10 protein-coding genes are annotated in these 16,748 nt (G+C 66.1%); 7 read left to right on the top strand and 3 right to left on the bottom strand.

Annotated elements, in window-relative coordinates:
- Positions 1–12 precede the first annotated feature (12 nt).
- The 6 genes from BM393_RS13000 to BM393_RS12975 all read left to right on the top strand — a co-directional run bounded on the left by BM393_RS13000 (position 13) and on the right by BM393_RS12975 (position 7,322).
- Positions 13–1,128: an efflux RND transporter periplasmic adaptor subunit gene (locus BM393_RS13000; protein ID WP_091726406.1), complete on the top strand. Its 1,116-nt coding sequence runs from the start codon at positions 13–15 to the stop codon at positions 1,126–1,128.
- On the top strand, positions 1,125–4,238 hold the full coding sequence (locus BM393_RS12995) for an efflux RND transporter permease subunit (RefSeq protein WP_091726401.1): 3,114 nt from the start codon (positions 1,125–1,127) through the stop codon (positions 4,236–4,238). The genes BM393_RS13000 and BM393_RS12995 overlap by 4 nt, the downstream gene beginning before the upstream one ends.
- Complete coding sequence (locus BM393_RS12990; protein WP_091726396.1) at positions 4,231–5,037, top strand: oxidoreductase; 807 nt, start codon at positions 4,231–4,233, stop codon at positions 5,035–5,037. The genes BM393_RS12995 and BM393_RS12990 overlap by 8 nt, the downstream gene beginning before the upstream one ends.
- Before the next feature lie 54 nt (positions 5,038–5,091).
- The gene (locus BM393_RS25740; protein ID WP_091726393.1) at positions 5,092–5,418 is read left to right on the top strand and encodes a DUF4148 domain-containing protein; all 327 of its coding nucleotides are present in this window, start codon (positions 5,092–5,094) and stop codon (positions 5,416–5,418) included.
- A 250-nt stretch (positions 5,419–5,668) separates the two neighbouring features.
- On the top strand, positions 5,669–6,877 hold the full coding sequence (locus BM393_RS12980; protein ID WP_186830319.1) for a C2 family cysteine protease: 1,209 nt from the start codon (positions 5,669–5,671) through the stop codon (positions 6,875–6,877).
- A gap of 136 nt (positions 6,878–7,013) precedes the next feature.
- Entirely contained in the window at positions 7,014–7,322 is a 309-nt protein-coding gene (locus tag BM393_RS12975; protein ID WP_175538327.1) for a protease inhibitor I42 family protein, read from the top strand.
- A 293-nt stretch (positions 7,323–7,615) separates the two neighbouring features.
- On the opposite strand, the gene BM393_RS12970 is transcribed toward BM393_RS12975, so the two are convergent.
- Both BM393_RS12970 and BM393_RS25275 read right to left on the bottom strand, forming a co-directional pair.
- The gene (locus BM393_RS12970; protein ID WP_091726382.1) at positions 7,616–9,313 is read right to left on the bottom strand and encodes a phospholipase D-like domain-containing protein; all 1,698 of its coding nucleotides are present in this window, start codon (positions 9,311–9,313) and stop codon (positions 7,616–7,618) included.
- Between the two features lie 65 nt (positions 9,314–9,378).
- Positions 9,379–11,733, bottom strand: a complete 2,355-nt coding sequence (locus BM393_RS25275; protein WP_141225328.1) for a hypothetical protein — start codon at positions 11,731–11,733, stop codon at positions 9,379–9,381.
- Positions 11,734–12,126: 393 nt separating this feature from the next.
- On the opposite strand from BM393_RS25275, the gene BM393_RS12960 reads away from it, so the two are divergent.
- Positions 12,127–13,011 (top strand): hypothetical protein, encoded by an 885-nt coding sequence (locus BM393_RS12960; protein ID WP_141225327.1) that lies wholly within the window; start codon positions 12,127–12,129, stop codon positions 13,009–13,011.
- An 18-nt stretch (positions 13,012–13,029) separates the two neighbouring features.
- On the opposite strand, the gene BM393_RS12955 is transcribed toward BM393_RS12960, so the two are convergent.
- Complete coding sequence (locus tag BM393_RS12955; RefSeq protein WP_091726368.1) at positions 13,030–16,611, bottom strand: hypothetical protein; 3,582 nt, start codon at positions 16,609–16,611, stop codon at positions 13,030–13,032.
- Between the last annotated feature and the right edge of the window lie 137 nt (positions 16,612–16,748).

The following is a 16,748-nucleotide window of genomic DNA, read 5'->3' as shown; positions in this document are numbered from 1 at the left end:
ATTGGGGCTTTCATGCGCCGGCGCCGCCTTCCCGTTTCCACGCTTCTTCTCAGCCTGCCGGTCCTGCTCGCGGCCTGTGGCGAGAAGCCCGTCGCAGATCCCCGGACCGAGGCGCCGCTGGTGCGCGTGGCCACGGTGCAGACCGCGGCGCCCGCGACCCGGTCGTTCACCGGCACCATCGGCGCCCGGGTCCAGAGCGATCTGGGTTTCCGCGTTCCCGGCAAGGTGCTGGAGCGGCTGGTGGACGCCGGGCAGACCGTCAAGCGCGGCCAGGCGCTGATGCGCATCGATCCCGAGGACCTGAAGCTGGCCGCCCATGCGCAGCAGGAGGCGGTGGCGGCGGCGCGGGCGCGGGCCCGGCAGGCCTCCGAGGACGAGGCGCGCTATCGCGATCTGCGCGGCACCGGCGCCATCTCCGTGTCCGCGTATGACCAGGTCAAGGCGGCGGCCGACGCCGCGCAGGCCCAGCTCAGCGCGGCCGAGGCCCAGGCCGATGTCGCCCGCAACGCCAGCCGCTATGCGGTGCTGCTGGCCGATGGCGACGGCGTCGTCATGGAGACGCTGGCGGAACCGGGCCAGGTCGTCGCGGCGGGACAGCCCGTGCTGCGCCTGGCACACGCGGGACGGCGCGAGGCGATCGTGCAGTTGCCCGAAACGCTGCGCCCGGCCCTGGGCTCCAGCGCCCAGGCGACGCTTTTCGGCCGCGGCGGCGACGCATCGCCCGCCAAGCTGCGGCAGCTCTCGAACGCGGCGGATCGGCTGACCCGCACCTTCGAGGCCCGCTACGTGCTGGAGGGCGAGCTCGCCAGCGCGCCGCTCGGCGCCACGGTCACCGTGCAGATCCCGGAAGGGCCGGCGTCGCCGGCCGCCGGCGCCTACGTGCCGCTGGGCGCGCTGTTCGACGCCGGCAAGGGGCCGGGCGTGTGGGTCGTGCAGGGGGAGCCGGCCAAGGTGTCCTGGCGGCCGGTCGCGGTCCAGCGCCTGGACGAGGAAGGCGCGCACATCGGCGGCCAGATCAAGCAGGGTGACCGGATCGTCACGCTCGGCGCGCATCTGCTGCGCGAGGGCGAGCAGGTCCGCGTCGGCTCCGGCGCGGCGGTGGCGTCCACAGCGGGAGCCCGTCCGTGAGCGAAGGCCGATTCAACCTGTCGGCCCTCGCCGTGCGCGAACGGGCCATCACGCTGTTCCTGATCCTGTTGATCTCGCTGGCGGGCGTGGTCTCGTTCTTCAAGCTGGGGCGCGCCGAGGATCCCTCCTTCACCATCAAGGTGATGACCATCATCACGGCCTGGCCCGGCGCGACCGCGCAGGAGATGCAGGACCAGGTGACCGAGAAGATCGAGAAGCGTCTGCAGGAGTTGCGCTGGTACGACCGCAGCGAGACCTACACCCGCCCGGGACTGGCCTTCACGACGCTCACGCTGCAGGACAGCACGCCGCCCTCCGCGGTGCAGGAGGAGTTCTACCAGGCCCGCAAGAAGATCGGCGACGAGGCGCGCAACCTGCCGCCCGGCGTGATGGGCCCCTTCATCAACGACGAGTATTCGGACGTCACCTTCGCGCTGTACGCGCTCAAGGCCAAGGGCGAGGAGCCGCGCCTGCTGGTGCGCGACGCCGAGACGCTGCGCCAGCGGCTGCTGCACGTGCCGGGCGTCAAGAAGGTCAACATCGTCGGCGAGCAGTCCGAACGCATCGAGGTGCAGTTCTCGCAGGAGCGCCTCGCGACCCTGGGCCTCTCGCCGCAGGAGGTCTTCGCCGCGCTCAACAACCAGAACGCGCTGACGCCGTCCGGCTCGGTGGAGACGCGCGGGCCGCAGGTGTCCATCCGCCTGGACGGCGCCTTCGACGAGCTGCAGAAGATCCGCGACACGCCGCTGGTGGCGCAGGGGCGCACGCTGAAGCTGTCCGACATCGCCACGGTCAAGCGCAGCTACGAGGACCCCGCGACCTTCCTGATCCGCAACGGCGGCGAGCCCGCGCTGCTGCTGGGCGTCGTCATGCGCGAGGGATGGAACGGGCTGGACCTGGGCAAGGCGCTGGACCAGGAGGTCGGCGCGATCAACGCCGGCCTGCCCCTGGGCCAGGCCCTGACCAAGGTGACCGACCAGGCCGTCAACATCGACGCCTCGGTCGACGAGTTCATGGTCAAGTTCTTCGCCGCGCTGATGGTGGTGATGCTGGTGTGCTTCGTCAGCATGGGCTGGCGGGTGGGCCTGGTGGTCGCCGCGGCGGTGCCGCTGACGCTGGCGGTGGTCTTCGTCGTGATGCTGGCCACCGGCAAGAACTTCGACCGCATCACGCTGGGCTCGCTGATCCTGGCGCTGGGCCTGCTGGTGGACGACGCCATCATCGCCATCGAGACCATGGTGGTGAAGATGGAAGAGGGCTACAGCCGCGTCGCGGCCTCCGCCTATGCCTGGAGCCACACCGCGGCGCCCATGCTCTCGGGCACGCTGGTCACCGCCGTGGGCTTCATGCCCAACGGCTTCGCCCGGTCCTCGGCCGGCGAATACACCGGCAACATGTTCTGGATCGTCGGCATCGCGCTGATCGCGTCGTGGGTGGTGGCGGTGGTCTTCACGCCTTACCTCGGCGTGAAGATGCTGCCGGAGCTCAAGCGCGTCGAGGGCGGGCATGACGCGCTCTACGGCACGCCGAACTACCAGCGCTTCCGCCGCATGCTGGGCTGGGTCATCGCGCGCAAATGGCTGGTCGCCGGATCGGTCGTCGGTCTCTTCGTCCTCTCGGTGCTGGGCATGGGCGCGGTGAAGAAGCAGTTCTTCCCGGTCTCGGATCGCCCGGAGGTCCTGGTCGAGGTGCAGATGCCTTATGGCTCGTCGATCGCCCAGACCAGCGGCGCCGCCGCGAAGGTCGAAGCCTGGCTGGCCAAGCAAGGCGAGGCCAAGATCGTCACGTCCTACATCGGCCAGGGCGCGCCGCGCTTCTACTTCTCGATGGGCGCGGAGCTCCCCGATCCCTCGTTCGCGAAGATCGTCATCCGGACGGACAGCCAGGACGAGCGCGAGGCCCTGAAGCTGCGCCTGCGCCGGGCCATCGCCGACGGCCTCGCGCCCGAGGCCCAACTGCGCGTGACGCAACTCGTCTTCGGCCCCTACTCGCCGTATCCGGTGGCCTACCGCGTCAGCGGTCCCGACCCCGAGGTGCTGCGCGGGATCGCCGCCGAAGTGAAGCAGGTGATGAATGCCAGTCCGCTGATGCGCACGGTGAATACGGACTGGAACTCGCGCGTCCCGGCGCTGCATTTCAGCTTGCAGCAGGACCGCCTGCAGGCCGTCGGCCTCAGCTCCAGCGCGGTGGCGCAGCAACTGCAGTTCTTGCTCAACGGCGTGCCGGTCACGGTGGTGCGGCAGGACATCCGCAGCGTGCAGGTCATCGCTCGCGCCGCTGGCGATTTCCGGCTCGACCCGGCCAAGCTCGGCGACTTCACGCTGACCGGCGCCAACGGGCAGCGCATCCCGCTGTCGCAGCTGGGCGAGATCGAGGTCCGTCCCGAAGAGGCCGTCATGCGCCGGCGCGACCGCGTGCCGACTATCACGGTGCGGGGCGACATCGCTGAAGGCTTGCAGCCACCGGACGTGTCGACAGCCATTTCGCATCAGCTGCAGCCGCTGATCGCGAAGCTGCCCAGCGGTTATCGCATCGAGCAGGCCGGCTCGATCGAGGAGTCGGGCAAGGCGACGACGGCGATGCTGCCGCTGTTCCCGATCATGGTGGCGCTCACGCTGCTCATCATCGTGCTGCAGGTGCGCTCGCTGTCCGCGATGGTGATGGTCTTCCTCACGAGTCCGCTGGGCTTGATCGGCGTCGTACCCACGCTGCTGCTGTTCCAGAAGCCATTTGGCATCAATGCGCTGGTGGGGCTGATCGCGCTGTCGGGCATCCTGATGCGCAACACGCTGATCCTGATCGGGCAGATCCATCACAACGAGCAGGCCGGCCTGACGCCCTTCCACGCGGTGGTCGAGGCCACGGTGCAGCGCGCCCGCCCGGTGATCCTGACCGCGCTGGCCGCCATCCTGGCCTTCATTCCGCTGACCCATTCGGTGTTCTGGGGAACGCTGGCCTACACGCTGATCGGCGGGACCCTGGCGGGCACCGCGATGACGCTGGTCTTCCTGCCCGCCATGTACGCCATCTGGTTCAAGCTCAAGCCGGGCGATGCCACGGTCGAGTCCACCTCTCCTCTCTTTCCCGCTGCAAAGGATGCCCATGTCTGATTCCCAAGTTGTCGTGATCACCGGCGTGTCGTCCGGCATTGGTCGAGCAAGCGCTGAGCTCTTCGCCAAGCGCGGCTGCAAGGTGTTCGGCACCGTGCGCAATGTCGCCAAGGCCTCGCCCATCGCGGGCGTCACCCTGGTGGAAATGGACATCCGCGACAGCGCGTCGGTGGAGGAGGGGATCCTGGCGGTCCTGAACCAGACCGGGCGCATCGACGTGCTGGTCAACAGCGCGGGCGTGACGCTGCTCGGTGCGACCGAGGAGACGTCGGTGGAAGAAGCGAAGACGCTCTTCGACACCAACCTGTTCGGCGTGCTTCGCACCACGCAGGCGGTGCTGCCGTCGATGCGCAAGCGCCGCGCGGGCAGGATCGTGAATGTCAGCTCCGTGCTGGGCTTCCTGCCGGCGCCGTACATGGGCGTGTACTCGGCGTCGAAGCACGCGGTCGAGGGCCTGTCGGAGACGCTCGACCACGAACTGCGGGCCTTCGGCATCCGCGTCGCGCTGGTCGAGCCGTCGTTCACGCGGACCAATCTGGACCTGAATGCGCCGCAGGCGGCCTCGCCCATTGCCGCCTATGACGCGGAGCGTCGGACCGTGGTCGCCGCGATGGAGAAGAACGTCAAGAAGGCGCCGGAGCCCGAGGGCGTGGCGCGGACCATCGTCGACGCGGCGCTCGGTCCGTGGCGGATGCGGACCACGCCCAAGGGCGAGGCCACGCTGCTGAAACGGCTGCGCCGCTTCATGCCGGCGGGTCCCGTCGATGCGGGACTGCGGAAGAACTTCGGACTGTCCTGATGCCCCGGACGCCGTGCGCGTCCGGTCTTTTCGTTCCTTGATGAGGAGGTTCCCATGCGCCTGGTCACTGCTTCAGCCGCCGTGCTGCTCTCGCTTGCGCCCCTGCTGGCGATGTCTCAACCCAAGACGGAGCCGGCGCCTTCCAAGGTCGCCAAGAACTGCCGCAACGTCAGCGCGGAGATCCGCTCCGGCGCGCCGCTGACCCGCGAGGCGGTGGTCGCCGAGATGGTGCGTGCACGCGCGGAAGGCGAGATGGACTACCACATCAGCTCCACACCGCCTGCGGGCGCGCGACCCCTTTGCGAATCCGCGCCGGCAACGCCGGCAGCGGCGGCCGCATCGGCGGCATCGGCGTCCGCCGCGAGCGCTGCCGCCCGTTGACGATCGAGGTGCGCCCGATCGGCGACGAGCCAGTGTGATCTCCCTCGGTGCCGTCTGTCCGACCTCGCATCAGCAAGGTTGAGGATGGCGCGCCCCTGAGCGCGGCGCCGCCCCCTAGATGTCAAGTTGAGGGGCCTCCCGGTGACGCCTAGATTGGCAGTCGAGTGGCGAGTCGTGGCCGGATCCTCCGGTCACGACGTCCGCCGCTTTCGACGCTGCTTCTGGTGCGTCAATGAACAGGGAGACTTCAATGAATGAGCCGAAAGTTGGCCTGGCGAATCCCTACGCGGTTGCTGAACTCGCGTTGGGCAGGAACGTGCGCTGGAGTGCGGTCACGGATCGAGATGCCTTCGTGAAGAAAACGCTCGGTGCGTCGGTCGAGGAGCTGTCCAAGCCGGTCCCCGGCAACCTCCTCGTGAGCGGCCTGGCCGACTCTCAGGGATCGCTCGCCGGCATCCAGGAGATGAAGCCCGACCAACGGGCCAAGGCCCTGGGGTCGATGGCCAAGGGCAGCCCGATGGAGGCGGTGCTGTCGAAGCTGTCTCCGGACGCCCTGCAACGTGTCGTCGGCGCACTGGCCGGCGGGGACAAGGGCAGCGCGCCGTCGGCCACTGCGGCCAAGGGCGTCACGGCGCCCGGATACACGCCGCCAGGGGCGGTCTGGGCCGATCCCGGCGACTTCTTCGAAGAGGCTGCCGAGTACTTCGACCCGGTCCAGGGCGCGCTGGGCGACTGCTACTTCATCGCCGCGCTGTCGGCGGTGGCGTGGTCGCGTCCCTACGTGATCATGCAGCGCTCGCGCGCCACCGGCGCCGCGGCGGCGAGCTTCGTCGATCGCATCGACTTCTATTCCGGCGGCCTGAAGACGATGGAGGTGTCGGAGCGCGTGCCACTCGTGACGAGCACGAATGCCTGGATCTATGCGCGCTCTTCCGAAGCCGGCGAGATCTGGCCGGCGGTCTACGAGAAGGCCTTCGCGAAGTGGAAGACCAATGACGCGACCGACGAGCCGAACTACGGGCCGATTGCCGGCGGCTGGCCGGTGCAGGCGACGACGGAGTTGACCAATCTGACGGGCGTCACCAAGACCTGCTCGGCGCTCAGCGAGGACGACATCTGGACGGCGGTGCGGTCCAACTGCCTGTCGTATCGCACCTTCAATCCGATGACTGCATGGACCTTCTGCCAGACGCCATCGCCGGTGGAATACAGCGGCACGGGCATCGTCGGTTATCACGCCTACACGATCCTGGGCTGGGCCTACGTCAACAACACGAAGTACATCGTGCTTCGCAATCCGTGGGGACACAACAGCCCGGTCATCAACAGCCTCCCGGGCAACTGGTCGGCGTATGACACGAGCTTCTGGCGCTCGGTGCCCTTGAATGCCGGCGGTGTCTTCGCGATTCCCGCGGGCACCTTCAAGAAGTACTACTGGCAGTTCGGCTGGGCGAGCTGAGCGTCCGGAGCGCATGGCTCCAAAAGCGGGTCCCGTGACGGCCTCCGCGCCTGGCTCCATCCAGGCGCGGAGGCCGTTGTCGTCGCGCCGATTCGCCGACCGGCGTTGACATCGGAAAGGCGCCAGGATGGTTCCAGTGCTGAGCGTGGCCGACAACGGCAAGACGATTGACCTGCGAGTCGGTCATTCGGTACTGCTGCGCCTGCCTGAGAACCCGAGCACCGGATACGGCTGGACCCTCGATGCCGATCCTCGTCTGGTGGAGATCAGCGAGAAACGCCACGTCCATTCGGCAGAGACGGTCGGCAGCGGCGGCGAGTCGCAATGGTCGATCAAGGCCGCGGTACCGGGCGCGACGACGCTGAGGCTCAAGCACTGGCGGGAATGGGAAGGGGAGGGGGCGGTGACGGAGCGATGTGAAGTCGGACTGGTGATTTCGGCTTAGCGCTGGCTATGAGTGACTGCTGCTTCTCTCGGCGAAATGGCGCTCGCAATCCGATGCTGCCGCTCAGTTCGCGACCGTGAGCTACGGCAGAAGGCTGATTGCGGTACTCCACACAGCGGCCGCCGGCTGACCGCTATCGACCCATTGCGGTCTTCGGCTTGGTCGGATTGACCGCCCCAAACCGGTCGGTGGCGCATCAGCCTTGACTGAGCGCTGTGACCTCATCCAACGACACATCAGCGCAACCGATGCCCGCCGCCGAGACAACTGTCTCGACCAGCCCTGAGTGACCGCTACATCCAGAACTTCCACTCCTCGATTTGCCTTGGAGATTTCAGACGGTCCTTTTGCCAGGAGGGCTTGTCCTCCAGGAAGCTCCAGGGCGTTTCGCCTGCGGCGTGTTTCAAGCCGACGTACTGGCGCCAGCGGTAATGGTTGTAGACGGAGATGATGTGAGCTGCGTACGCCTCGGCAAGCTGCCTGTCGCCCTCGATGATCAGGAAGTTCTCGTCGTTGCTCTCGGACGCAGCAGTTGAGAAGTTGTGTGACCCTGTGACGACAACTGGATGGTCCCCAAGAGGGTCGATGCACATCACCTTGCTATGGATGAGCACGGAAATCTTGCCGCCCTGCATGAACTCGTCGGCCCAGAAGGCGAACTGCTCTTTGATGCCGTTGGGCTCAAAGGCGTCGAGATTCATGGGGTCGGACTTGCTCCCTCCGACAAGGATGCCCAGCAGCTTGCTCTTCGTGCCGCCCACCCACTGATTGACAACCCCTCTTACGTACCTACCGGCGGCGCGTTCCTCCAGGACGTCAAACACGGGGCCTGAAGGGCCTGGCATGAAGGACAGGAACAGGATGCCCTCTTTGGCACCTTCGACAAGCTCTTGAAGACGCTTGAGGTCGTTTTGCTTGATGGTTGGGGTAAACCAGGGTTGAGCTTGCACTGGCGCGGCGATGCCCTTGTCTGGCGCAGCATTCGTCTTCTTGAGGCTGGAAGGGACTTCGCTACCCGCATCGTGAAGGCGTTTCCACTGTGCCAGGTACTGGGTTGCGAGGTCCGTGCTTTCAATCAGTACGGCATTGTTAACCTGAGTAAAAAGGCCCGTTGGCGTCAAGTTTGTCGAGCCGGTCCAAACTCGCACAGGCACCCCTGCCTCCTCGACGAGGATGAACTTGTTGTGGCCGAGGTTGCCGCGATCGTCAGCACTTGCGGTCATGCGGTCCACGACGTTGCAGCCCGCCGCGTGGACCGCCGTGCGTGCTTCTTTGTTCGGATCGGCTTCCTTGGCACTGGCACTGCCGTTGGAGAGCACGATATGAGCGCGCGGTCCTAATTGGCAGAAGTGCTTGGTGACCTCTTCATCTTTGAGTTCAAAGAGCGCGGCATACAGGTGAACCTCATTGTTCTCCTTTGCGTACTCCAAGAGGTTGCGCAGGGCATAGATGAGAGTGCCACCGCAGAACTCACGCAGCGCCTCGCTGGATTCCTGTCCAATCTGATTGACTAGGTCGGTTGATGTGCGTATTCCTTCCTCTTGCGCGACCCGAGCCATCCAGGGGGAGGCCGCCATAGGACGGTTGAAGAAGCAGCTGACCTTGCCATGGTCTGGCTCCTCGCTGGCATCAACGTCGACCCATGGACTGGCAAGGTTTTCTGCTGCTTTCAGCTGGCTAGGTTTACCGACCATCGGGACGATGCGGTACTGAGCTTTGTCGCCAAATGAGACCTCGTGGTCAGTCCAGTTGTAACGCTGGAACGGCCAAACGTTCGAAGGCTGGCATTGATTGGGGCCGCCTACCGCATCCACCTTGAATCCAACCCGGTTCAACAGGTACTCGGGCGTGTTCGTTGCACGGCCAGGAACCTTAGTCTCTAGCCACTGCCGCTCGATAGCGAAGCCTATGCATCCGTCGATCTCGCCAGCACGCCACACCAGAAAGGCGTCATCGATGTTGCAGTAGGCCTTGAGTTCAACGCTCGGCATAGGAATCTCCCTTGAGTATTCAGTGCAGTGACACTACTAAGCGGTCAACGCGGTCGCGAGCGGACTTAGCCCTTATTGCTCTTGCGTCCCAAAAGCGAGACCTTGGCCGCAGAGCCACCGAGCTTGCCCTTCTCATCAACCGGCTTGAGGTCAATGTCGATGGATTTGTTTTCGCTCACGTTCATGAACGTGATGTCAACGGTCCCGGACTTCTTGACCAAGTAGGAGCCATCGGCCCGCTGCTCGATGCTTGCGGCCGGTCCAACTAGCTGGATGACGGCGCCGCTAGCGGTGAGCGCGAACCCAGTCGTCGGGCTCTCGCCGAGGTCCACCGTCACGCGCGTGGCCCCAACGCCGCCGGGGGAGGCGATGAGGTCCGTCGAGCTGACGCTCAATGAGACGGTGGGCTTTGCCTTGTTATCAGCCTTGTCCTTTTTGGGAACAAACACCTTTAGCGCGTAGACCTGAGACTTGTCATCAAATGCCCGCTTTGCTCCTGTCAACTCCGTTGGCAACGCCTCCGCAGTCCCCGAGTAGCAGCCTGCAACCTCGATTGCAACCGGTGCTAGGACCTTCCCGTTATCAGACCAGCTGACCGGCACCATCCGGTCAGCAGCGAAGGAGAACGTCGCTGACTTGCGGTCATCGGAAACAGTGATTTCCGAAGCCACTTGAGCGCCGGCGTAGCCCTTGACTGCAAGCTTCTCCGCGTCAGCTGGCTTGGCGGAAGCCGCAGGCTTAGTTGCTGGTTTACTTTCGACCGCCTTTTGCTGATTCTTGTCGGCCTGGGCGTGAGCTTGCGCCTGTGGATTTGCCGGGGCAGGGATTTTCAGCGCACCTAGGTAGCCCCAGTGCATGACCGCTTTGAGCGTTCCAACGCCCAGGTCGTTGCCACCGCGCAGCGCCACCGACAAGCCCTTGTCGTCTTCGACGTAGGCCGCAAGCTGCTTGCCCACCGGGCAAATGGGAGCGAGCCGAGGCAGGTCAACTACGGTGGTGCTGAAGCGACTTCCGGGAAGCACGGAGAGAAGGTGGGACCATAGGTAGGTGTAGTTGCGGTCCCTCTCGTACTTGTTGTCATCAGCCGAAAGGCGATGAACGCTTCCTGTGCAGTTTGCCGACCGATCTTCGGGGGATGGAGCTCCAGATGTCTTCGCTTCGCAGTAGCGGGCGAGGCTCTTGTCCATGAGTTTCACGAAGCTGCCGTAATTGCCTTCGGTCGGGAGCTCGTCGATTCTTTCAAGAAGCGGGATATCAACGCCCAGATGCTTCCATTGGTCGACGATGGGCTGGAGCTTTGCGCGGTAGCGCTCGGCCGAACGCTCAAGTACCGTTCCGTCTAACACGTTTGTCCAAGCGGAGCGAGAGACCACTCGGGTCTGTGTTGCCTTCGTAGGGAAGAAGACGAGTACGGAAATGGTATTCGTGCGTGGATGCACCGCGAACCCGCCACCTGGGTCGTACGCCGCACCAAAGCGGACCCTCAACGTGTTGTCAGAAAGTCGTCCAAGGGTGAGGACGGAGTTGACGTCCAACCCTTGAAGCGCCTGCTGCCTGTCCTTCTGGGAGCCCACGGAGAAGCCTGCCGCACCGAATCCCTTCACGAGGTCCAGAGCTACGCCCACGTCTCGGATAGCTTCGATGCTCTGCGAGCGCTGGGCGGTTTCTATCGAGTCACTGGAGAGCAAGGGGACCACGAAGGGGGTGCCATTTACATGAGTCCGTGATGTCGCGGCCCCAGTGGCCGCGTCGAATGCGCCCTCGTAGCCGAAGAAGCTCAGATTTGAGTAGACGTCGTATCCGAGGTGCCGCCGGCGCGGCATGACGCTGACCTGAACTCGAAAAAGGTAGGGTGTGAACCCGGTCCGCTTCGCTGCTCCGTCGACTTCCGCATTCAGCGCTTGGACGTCTTGAACGAAAGATGCCATGGCTCGTGCTGTGAGCGACGAGTTGATGGCACTGATGCCTGACGCAGCTACGGAGGGTGCGGATCCGGCCGGCAGCGCACCAGCCAGATCGGTCTTTCGCGCCTGACCAGGTGCAGTTTCCTGAGAGGTCGTGGTCTTAGTAACGTCCTCCTTGCCAGTCTCCGTCGTGGTGGACGATGAAGCAGTGTTCTTGACGACGGTGGGAGCGAGCGAGGCTTGGAACCGAAGGATGTCGAGGTACTTGTCCAGCAGCGTGAACGTGACCGGAATCGCTTGGTTCCTGAGGTCCTTATCGTCAATCTTTAAGTTCGGGCGGAGCTTCGCTTTGACTTCATCCCATGGGGTCACCGCCAGCACGGCAACGTGAACGGAGCCAGCCTCATCGAGGTTTTCGACCGTCTGACTTCCTTCGGGGGTCTGCTTGAAGTGCAGGGGGCTTGTGCAGCCCGCAACAGAAAGCGCCGCAAGTGCGGCTAGCGTCTTCTTGTTCATCTCCCGCCCCTTCGACTGACACGTCGAACGGGTACGTTAAAGACGATTCGTTACGTCTACATCCTCAATACTGCGTATACGCGCCGTTTTGCGCCATGCAAACCAAGGGGCGGTTTGTAGCAGGCGCAAAGCTGACCTTTCTGTACGACCGCTTGTGGCCGGGACCCGCAGTTCATCTATTCCCCCAGAAAGCCGTCGTTTGACAGCACATGATGGCCACCTGCTCGTCGCCAGCGGTTCTGGGCGATGCTGCTGCGCTCTGGCGCAAGAGCTCATCCCGTGAAGGTCAGCTTCCAGCTGGCTCAGGATCGCGGCAGGAGTCCACAGGGCTTCCCCATTCCTCGGCACCCAATCGCTCGATCGCCCCCGCGAGCGATACGATCCGCGCCAGCCATGAAATTCCTCCTCTTCCTGATCGCCTGTCTGCTGGTGCCGGCCGTTTTGACCATCGCGCATCAAGCGTGGCTGTTGCGGCGGGAACTCCGTGCCCCGGTGCAAGCAGGTGGAACGACGTTGACGTGCCGCGTCAGCCCCCTTTATGGATTCCTCGGTGGCGCATGGAGCATGTTCTTCGGCGGCATCCTGTGGACCTTGCATCGGTCGTCGCCCGCGGCTTTCGGCAAGGTGGCGCCGGTGTTGGGCGCGCTGATGGCGCTGTCGGTGCTGCTCATCTGGCTGTACCTCGTCGGCAAGGTCACTGCCAACGAACTGGGTGTGCGTCAACGCGGCATCCTCGGCTGGTGGCGATCCGCCGCCTGGACGCAGATCGTCAAGGTGGATCACACCTCCCAGCCACGCGGATGGTTCCGGCTGCACACGGCCAGCGAGCACGTGATCCGGGTGGAACCGGGGATGACCAACATGCCGCAGCTGTCGGCCCTGATCTTGAGTCATACGCTGGCGCACGTCATTGAGCCCGACACGCTCGAAATCCTGAGACGGAGCGCGCTGGGCGAGAAGATCGGCAACGAACAGCTCAACCAGCGGCTCTATGTGCGGTCGGCTCCGATGCTGCGTCTTGCTGGCGGGCTGGCGTTCGTCGGCTTGGTGTGCGGCGTCGCAGGCTGGTACGGCTTCGCGCACGAGGACCAGGCGCTGAGATGGGCAAGCCTTTCGGTCATTCAAGGCGTGCGCCAGGCAGCGATGTCGCTGGGGCTGACCTTCATCCTCTGGAGCTTGTGCTTTGCCGCGGGTGCCGCCGTGATGGCCATCAAGCGCGCGCGGCAGCGCAAGCGCGATGCCGCCGCCAGTCCCGGCGGCACGGCGCAGATTCAGTAGCGCGGAATTCGCTCCGGCTCAAGCCGGCGGCGGCGCGGGATTGCGCGACGGGTATTCGGCGATCTGCAATTGCGCGTCGGCCCCCTGCGTGCGTCCTGCCTTGATGACGACGTTGATCCCGTCGATGGCCGAAGACCTGCCGCGCTCGAAGAGGTTCATCGTCGAACGCCGCCACGTGGACGGCTCGTTCAGCAGCTGATCGCGGTCAGCCTTCACCGACTGGGCCATCGCGTCATTGCCGGTCACGCTGGCGACGTCCTTGAGCATGTACAGCGTCTCGAAGTGCCCCGAGGCCTGCGGCATCATCGTGTCGTGGATGTTGTAGTGCGCGAAGTTGCTGGTCTGCAGCGCCTGGGCCTGCTCGAGGAAACGGTCGAGGTCGCGGTGGGCGAGGTCGCGGCCCTGGGTCTGCTTCTGTTCCTCGGTCCAGCCGCTCAGCGTTTCCAGGTAGCGCTGGATCCACTGCTCGCGATTGAGCTCGACCTCGGCCATCAAGGGCTGCGGTGAGTTGTAGAAGCGGTCGTGGTCCGCATCGATGGTGCCGGCGAAGTCGAGCACCGTCACCGACACCTTCTCGTAGGACTGGCCGAATTCGCGGGTGCCGGAAAGGAGCATCGGCCCTTTCACGCCGGTGATCTCGGTGGATTCCGGCGGCGCAGCCGCGGGAGACGGCGCCGGAGCATGGGCCGATGCATGGGCCGGTTCCACGTGCGGGGCATGCGGCGGACGCGGGTAGTTGTTCGGGTCGCCCACGTTGGCCGTGAGGCTGGCCGTGGCGCGGAACTTGTGATGCGCGATCGACACCTGTTCATTGAGCACGCGCACGTTGCCCGAATGGTCCGCATAGAGCTGCTGCTGCCGCTCGGTCGACAGCTGCACCGAGGCATTCGGCCCGATGGTGGCATTGCGGCGGCCCGGGCGCGGGTCACCCACGCTGAGGCCGGCGGACGCCGACAGCTCCAGCACGCTGCTCGAGGTGTCCTGCGTCATGTCGGAAATGATCAGCTTCCCATTGCGCGCCAGCAGGGCGGCGACCGCATCGTCGAAGGGCTGTCCGCGTTCGTCCCGCAGCGTGTCCCATTGGGCGAGGTCGCGCACCACGTTCTTCAGGTGCTCGATCATCTCGGGCAGGCGCCCCGGCTCACGGCGGATGCGCATGATGGCGCCGTCGACCTGCGTGCTGTTGTAGCCGCCCTTCAGGCCGCCGGAGAGGCGCAAGCCCAGCACGTCCTCGGCGAGCTTGAAAGTCGGCCCCGCGCTCAGCCCCAACTCGCCCCCGGCCTGCCGGATCGAGCCGGCGGTGATCTGCAGGCCCTGCATGGGATGGAAGATGTCGATGAAGGCTTCGCGCTTGACCTGAGCGCTCGCCACGGGCGTGATCAGCGGATGGCCCGCCGCCGGCGTTGAGATCGACATGTTCGACAGCAAGCCCGCGCCGATGACGCCACCGTCGCTGGCGCGCAGCCGGGTGCGCAGGTCCCAGCCGTCGAGCTTGGCGCACAGATCGTCGACGAAGCGCTGTCGAGCATCGGTCGCCGGAGACAGCAAGCGATGGGCCGCCGACAGGCCTTCATTCGCCCGGGCCACCAACGCGGCCGCCTGCGCCTCGTCCTGCGTCGCGGGCTGCGGGGATCGGGCCGAGACGGCCTGCAGCATGGAGGCCGCGCGCATCGCCATGGCCAGCAGCGACCCGGCGGGCGGCATGGGCACCGGCGCGCCCTGCAGGGCCTCGCGAGCCTGCGCCCGGATCGACGCCATCTCGGCGCTGGTCGGCGTGTGCGTCGGAGGCAGATCGGGGTGCGCCTGCATGAAGGCACCGAGCGCGCGGCCGATGGCGATCTCGGGCGACGGGGCCTCGCGCCGTGCGAAGGCCTGGTCGATGAGCTGGCCACCGGCCTGCTCCAGCGCATGGGCGGCGGCGACCAGGTGCTCGCGCACCTGCACCGACGGCGTGCGCACGCCAACGGAAGCCCCCACCGTGTCGAGCCGCTCCAGCACGCCCGCACGCAGCGGCGTCTTCTTGCCCAGCGGATTCAGGGTGGGCGGGTCCAGCTCCTGTCGCTGGCGCGTGGTACCCCGCTCGAGGTCCGCCGCGGACGCGCCGCCCAGGCCGAGCATCTGCTGGACCCGGCTCGCCATTCCAGCCTCGGGCTCCTGCGCCCGGTCGATCCATTGCGTGACCATCTTGGTCAAGCGCTTGTTGACGCGGCCGTAGTGCGAGTCCGATGCATTGGAGACGAAGCCCATGCGCACCGCGCGCAGCGCCGCCAGGTCGCGCTGGCTGATCACCGCGTCCGTGCCCGATTCGGCGCTGGCCATGGCCGCGCGCTTGGCGCCTTCGAGCCAGGCTCGCACGGGTTCCGAGGACTCCTGGCGCTGCGCCAGATCGGCGCGCCAGAAGGCCCGCACATCGAGCGACTGTGGTGTCACCTCCGCGATCGTGGCCTGGTCGCGCGCGGCGAGCATCAGCACCTCGGTGCCGCGGTGCACGCCGCTCGCCAGGCGGAACAGCGCCTGCACGTCGGCCTCGGCTTGCGCAGCCCCATCATTCCCGGCGGTCGACATCCAGCTCAAGGTGGGCGCGTCCATCAACGCCCGCAGCGCGTCGGCACCGCGCGCGGCGTCGCCGCCCGTGACATGCGCCAGCATGCGGGAGGTGGCCTCGACCATCGACGACCGCGACATCGCCTCCTTCAGCGGCTGATTGGGCAACCGATGCGCCAGCGCCCTCAGCTGGGCGGTGAGCGCGGGGGTGGGCTCGGTGGCCATGAAGCCAGGCGGATGCGCCTGCATCAACGCCACCAGGCGATGTTCGGCCGCATTCAGTGCCGCGTCGTGATACTCCTGGATGTGCTGCGCGCCTTCGGCCGCCGCCTGCATCGCCGGCCGCTGACGTTTCACCTCCTCGAGCGCCGGTCGGTGCCCAGGACCGGCCGCACCGAGCTGTTGGTCGACGCGATCGAGCTCGCCGACGGCGAAGTCCAGCCGTACTCGCGTCGCCGTGTGCATGCGGGCTGCCGCTCCGAGATTGCGCAGCTGCGCCGAGGACAGCACCGCATCGAGATCGGCGGCCGCCGCGCGCAGCGTGTGGTGTGTGTCTCCTCCCGGTGCGGCCCGGTGCTCGCGCGCTGCGGCATCGAAGGCGTTCTTGGCGGCATCCAGCCGTTCGCTGAAACCGGGATCGACCGGCGCGCGCACCACCTCCGCCGCGCGGCTGTGGTGGACGGGGTGCATGCCACCACTCGACTGATGCGCCCCGAGCGGCACTGGGACGCCATGCTTCTCGCCGGTGAGAAAGCTGGACATCGGCGCCGGAAAGGCCGAAGGGATCAGCCCCGCCGGCGAATGAGCGGCCACGCGACGACGCAACTTCGAGCTGCCTGGCCGGTCCATGTTCGACGGCGCATCGGCCATGGCCCGTCCTGACACCTTCAGCACCTCGGCCTGATCGGGCTCGCGCTGCGCGCGTGAGCGCAGGGGATGGTCGGCATCGCCCAGCAGCTTCGGGGCCGCGGGCTGCTCGGGGTGTTCCCGCGTGCGCTCGGTGCCCGGCACGACGAGGGTGGCGCTCAGCGGGCGCGCGTTGAGCCATTCAGGCATGGGTGCTCCTTGACGGAGCAACAGTAGGCGGCTTGCCTGCCCGACGCCGGGCGGCAGCGAAGGCGAGGCGCCTATTGCGAAGTGGGCTGATTCATCCTGCCGCGGAGCGCTGGCGGGAGGTTGGGGCAGCGGGCCGT

The sequence above is a fragment of the Mitsuaria sp. PDC51 genome, assembly GCF_900113225.1.
Lineage (GTDB): Bacteria > Pseudomonadota > Gammaproteobacteria > Burkholderiales > Burkholderiaceae_C > Roseateles.
Note: the sequence above shows the minus strand (reverse complement) of the source record. Positions and strands in the feature narration are given on the sequence as shown.

Bases quoted from the DNA above. Each gene is read 5' to 3' on its own strand.
- BM393_RS13000 (WP_091726406.1), top strand. From the start codon at position 13: ATGCGCCGGCGCCGCCTTCCCGTTTCCACGCTTCTTCTCAGCCTGCCG.
- BM393_RS12990 (WP_091726396.1), top strand. From the start codon at position 4,231: ATGTCTGATTCCCAAGTTGTCGTGATCACCGGCGTGTCGTCCGGCATT.
- BM393_RS25740 (WP_091726393.1), top strand. From the start codon at position 5,092: ATGCGCCTGGTCACTGCTTCAGCCGCCGTGCTGCTCTCGCTTGCGCCC.
- BM393_RS12980 (WP_186830319.1), top strand. From the start codon at position 5,669: ATGAATGAGCCGAAAGTTGGCCTGGCGAATCCCTACGCGGTTGCTGAA.
- BM393_RS12970 (WP_091726382.1), bottom strand. From the start codon at position 9,313: ATGCCGAGCGTTGAACTCAAGGCCTACTGCAACATCGATGACGCCTTT.
- BM393_RS25275 (WP_141225328.1), bottom strand. From the start codon at position 11,733: ATGAACAAGAAGACGCTAGCCGCACTTGCGGCGCTTTCTGTTGCGGGC.
- BM393_RS12960 (WP_141225327.1), top strand. From the start codon at position 12,127: ATGAAATTCCTCCTCTTCCTGATCGCCTGTCTGCTGGTGCCGGCCGTT.
- BM393_RS12955 (WP_091726368.1), bottom strand. From the start codon at position 16,611: ATGCCTGAATGGCTCAACGCGCGCCCGCTGAGCGCCACCCTCGTCGTG.